Source organism: Thiocystis violacea (genome assembly GCF_016583565.1).
GTDB classification, from domain to species: Bacteria; Pseudomonadota; Gammaproteobacteria; order Chromatiales; family Chromatiaceae; genus Thiorhodococcus; species Thiorhodococcus violaceus_A.
This window is the reverse complement of record NZ_NRRF01000149.1, coordinates 1-3640: the sequence shown is the minus strand read 5'-3', so window position 1 is coordinate 3640 and position 3640 is coordinate 1. Positions and strand designations below refer to the sequence as shown.

Here is a 3640-nt window from a genome sequence, read left to right as displayed (position 1 = left end):
AGGGAAACGGGAATCGGGGTGCAGCGTGGCATCGTGTCATCAACTCATCGGCGAAACTCAAGACAGATGAGTAGGATGCCATCGATCGCCCAGAAACAGTATTAGGACTTTCACTCTAGACCACTAGTGTGGAAATTTGATCGCTTCGCGCGCTCGACCAAACACCTGCTCAGCGCACTGGAGGAGTTCAACCACCTCGGCATCCGTTTCGTGAGCGTCCAGGACCAGATCGACACCACCTCGCCCATGGGCAAGGCGATGTTCACGCTCATCGGCGCCATGGCGGAGTTGGAGTCCTCGCTGATCAGCGAGCGCGTCTCGGCGGGTATGAAGGCAGCAAAGGCACGCGGAAAGCACCTAGGTCGACCGCGAACGCCGACGACGGTCGTCACAGAGGTCGAAGAACTGGCGAGAATGACGGATCTGAGCGTGCGCGAGATCCAACAGCGTATCGGTGCCAAGACGGGGCGCGGCGTGGTTGGGGACATCGTCAAACGGATCCGGCACGATCCGAAGCTCGACGCGGCACGCAGCTAGAGAGGCTTGGGGGCTGCCCTCGAATCTCGAGAGACTTTTCGAAGAACAGGTTACCCAGAACGATGAATGCAATCGAATTTCACACCGTCGCCCACGACGGCGTTCTCGACATTCCGCCGGAGCATCGCCGCGTTTTGGATGGCAAGACGGTACGCGTTGTCCTGGTCGATGCCGAGCCAAAGGCCACCGATGGCAACGAGACGATCTTTGCGCGGCTGCGACGGGTGAAGACCCAGGGACCGACGGATCTCTCGACCAATCATGACGCCTACATCGTCGGCGAAAGGGATGCTTGAGAGCGTTTTCGTCGACACCGGCTACATTCTCGCCCTGGTCAACGAGAACGATCAATATCACGCGGAGGCGGTTGCTCTCTCGGAGAAGTTCGATGGCCAGCCAATCGTCGTCACGGACGCCGTGCTGCTCGAGATCGGCAACGCCCTGTCGAGGATGGATCGTGACGCTGCCGTACAGATCATCGAGGACCTGCGCGAATCGCCAAGTGTGGCCGTCGTGAACCTCACGCCCGAGCTGTTCGAGTCGGGGTTCGATCTGTACCGGCGCCACACCGACAAGCAATGGGGCCTTGTCGACTGTGTCTCCTTCGTCGTCATGCGCCGCATGAACCTGAAGACCGCACTCGCCTTCGACCAGCACTTCGTTCAGGCTGGATTCGTAACCCCCCGGTTCTGACGGTGCAGTTTGACGCTCAAGCCGCGAGAGCCGGATCGACGGTACGGCGAGCGGTTTCCCCGGATGTCGGCGGGGTCTGGGACGAAGTGATAAGAATTCACACGTATCCCGAGCCTACCCCAGTTCGGCGTGGTGCTGATGATCGGCGGCAACCTGCCGGGCGAGACACGCGTCAGATCTACGATCACGTCGAGGCGCTGGAGTACGGCGCCGCCCATCGCCTCTCGGCGGTGATGCTGATCTTCTCCTTCCTGGTGCTGCTGGTGCTCTATGCCTGGCGCCCCAACACCAAGAAGTGGTCCTGAGACATGAGCCGTATCCAGGCACGTTTTCATCTCGACTATCCCGAGTTCTCCCTCGATGTGGATCTCGACCTGCCGGGGCGTGGGGTCACCGCCCTGTTCGGTCATTCCGGCTCGGGCAAGACCACGCTCTTGCGCCTGATCGCCGGCTTGCAGCAGGTGCGCGATGGCCATCTGCGCCTCAACGGCCAGGTCTGGCAGGATGGCGAGACCTTCCTGCCGACCTATCTGCGCCCGCTCGGCTATGTCTTTCAGGAGGCGAGTCTCTTTCCGCATCTCTCGGCGCGCGGCAACCTGGCCTACGGGATGCGGCGCGTCGGCAGCGCCATGGACCGGCAGGCGCTGAATCAGGCGGTCGAGCTGCTCGGCATCGCCCATCTGCTCAAGCGCCGTCCGCACCAGCTCTCCGGCGGCGAGCGCCAGCGCGTGGTCATCGCTCGCGCGCTCGCGCTGCATCCCAAGCTACTGCTGATGGACGAGCCGCTCGCCGCGCTCGATCTCAAGCGCAAGCAGGAGATCCTGCCCTATCTGGAGCGGTTGCACGACGCGCTCGACATCCCGGTGCTCTATGTCAGCCACGCGCCCGACGAGGTCGCCCGTCTGGCCGATACGGTGGTGCTGCTGGAGCAAGGCCGGGTGCGTGCTCAGGGCACGGTGACGGAGGTGTTCAGCCGGTTGGATCTGTCGCTCGCTCAGGACCAGGGGGCCAGCACCCTCATCGAATGCACCATCGCCGGCCACGACGACGAGGATGCCCTGACCCGTGTCACCTTTGCCGGCGGACCCCTGTGGCTCGGCCATCTGCAAGGTCCGGTGGGGGCGCGGGTACGGGCGCGCATCCATGCCCGCGATGTCAGTCTTGCCCTGGACGAGCCGACCAGCTCGACCATCCTCAACATCCTGCCCGCGCGGATTCGGGAACTGCGCGAGATCGAGCCAGCCCAGGTGCTGGTCAAGCTCGCGCTTGGCCCCGATCAGGCAACGCCCTTGCTCGCCCGCATCACCCGTCATTCCTGCGCGCGCCTGGGGTTACAGCCGGGGCAGCCGGTCTTCGCGCAGGTGAAGACGGTAGCCTTGATGGACTGAGACCGATGACGGGTCGATTCTTAGAAGGTATCCAGAACATAGTTTGCTTAAACTTTAGGTTTCTTGGAGTTTTCGGAATAAGATTTGTGCGCAAGCCAGGTGAATCAGTGCCAAGTAATTGGGCATCTGGCAAACATAACGGGTACGAATCGCCCGAAACCCTTTCAGCCAGGCGATCGTCCGTTCGACGACCCAACGCCGGGCCGTAGGCGTCTTCGCACCGTCAGCCAGTTTCTCCTCGCCAATGCGCCGGATGTGTGGAAGATAGCCATGGTCCTTCACTTCTATCTCCACACGGGCGTAATCGTATCCCTTGTCCAAACACAGATGCTGGGGGTCGTCGGGCGTCGGGGCTGGTCGAGGGAAAATCGTGGTGGCCAGCGTCGAGGACACCAAACGACTATCGTGGACATTGGCACCGACCACCTCCACTCCTAGTGGTCTAGAGTGAAAGTCCTAATACTGTTTCTGGGCGATCGATGGCATCCTACTCATCTGTCTTGAGTTTCGCCGATGAGTTGATGACACGATGCCACGCTGCACCCCGATTCCCGTTTCCCTCACCGACAAAGAACGTACCCAGTTGGAGGCGTTGGTGCGTCAGCACACCACGGCGCAGCAACTGGCGATCCGAGCCCGAATCATTCTCGCCGCCGACGCCGGCAAGGGGATGCACGAAACGGCCGCCACGTTGCAGGTCAGTCGCTCGTTGGTCCAACGCTGGCGCCGCCGCTGGCGCGAGCGCGCGGATCACCCGGTGCTCGAGCGTCTGAGCGATGAGCCGCGTTCGGGGACACCGCCGACCTTCACCCCCGAGCAGATCTGCGCCATCATCGCCCTGGCGTGCGAGCCTGCGGTCCGCGAAGGGGTGAAGCTGACGCGCTGGACCCATGCGGACTTGGCCGAAGAGGCCAAGGCGCGCGGGATCGTCGAAGACATCTCCGCGCACTCCATCGGACGCTTCTTACGCGAGATCGATCTCAAGCCGCATCGCGTACAGGGCTGGATCAACACCCCGCGCG

The 3640-nt window shown here is 62.3% G+C and carries 5 protein-coding genes and 2 pseudogenes; 6 read left to right on the top strand and 1 reads right to left on the bottom strand.

The annotated features are described in order from the left end of the window. The first annotated feature begins 126 nt into the window (after nucleotides 1–126). The 5 genes and pseudogenes from CKO23_RS24085 to modC all read left to right on the top strand — a co-directional run bounded on the left by CKO23_RS24085 (nucleotide 127) and on the right by modC (nucleotide 2618). A complete protein-coding gene (locus CKO23_RS24085; protein ID WP_346014682.1) occupies nucleotides 127–537 on the top strand; it encodes a recombinase family protein in 411 nt (136 codons plus the stop codon). A gap of 62 nt (nucleotides 538–599) precedes the next feature. After that, the gene (locus CKO23_RS24080; protein WP_200335944.1) at nucleotides 600–833 is read left to right on the top strand and encodes a hypothetical protein; all 234 of its coding nucleotides are present in this window, start codon (nucleotides 600–602) and stop codon (nucleotides 831–833) included. Next, nucleotides 826–1230 (top strand): type II toxin-antitoxin system VapC family toxin, encoded by a 405-nt coding sequence (locus CKO23_RS24075; protein WP_200335943.1) that lies wholly within the window; start codon nucleotides 826–828, stop codon nucleotides 1228–1230. The genes CKO23_RS24080 and CKO23_RS24075 overlap by 8 nt, the downstream gene beginning before the upstream one ends. A gap of 120 nt (nucleotides 1231–1350) precedes the next feature. Then, nucleotides 1351–1535, top strand: a pseudogene (locus CKO23_RS24070) (molybdate ABC transporter permease subunit); the annotation flags it as partial. 3 nt (nucleotides 1536–1538) lie between these two features. After that, nucleotides 1539–2618 (top strand): molybdenum ABC transporter ATP-binding protein, encoded by a 1080-nt coding sequence (gene modC, locus CKO23_RS24065; protein WP_200335942.1) that lies wholly within the window; start codon nucleotides 1539–1541, stop codon nucleotides 2616–2618. A gap of 54 nt (nucleotides 2619–2672) precedes the next feature. Here the strand turns inward: modC and CKO23_RS24060 are convergent. Continuing rightward, nucleotides 2673–3056, bottom strand: a pseudogene (locus tag CKO23_RS24060) (transposase); the annotation flags it as partial. 91 nt (nucleotides 3057–3147) lie between these two features. On the opposite strand from CKO23_RS24060, the gene CKO23_RS24055 reads away from it, so the two are divergent. Continuing rightward, a partial coding sequence (locus CKO23_RS24055) for a helix-turn-helix domain-containing protein (RefSeq protein ID WP_242482701.1) occupies nucleotides 3148–3640 on the top strand: 493 nt, incomplete at its 3' end.

Excerpts from the sequence above, each read along its gene's own strand:
- CKO23_RS24075 (WP_200335943.1), top strand. The coding sequence starts at position 826 with ATGCTTGAGAGCGTTTTCGTCGACACCGGCTACATTCTCGCCCTGGTC.
- CKO23_RS24080 (WP_200335944.1), top strand. The coding sequence starts at position 600 with ATGAATGCAATCGAATTTCACACCGTCGCCCACGACGGCGTTCTCGAC.
- modC (WP_200335942.1), top strand. The coding sequence starts at position 1,539 with ATGAGCCGTATCCAGGCACGTTTTCATCTCGACTATCCCGAGTTCTCC.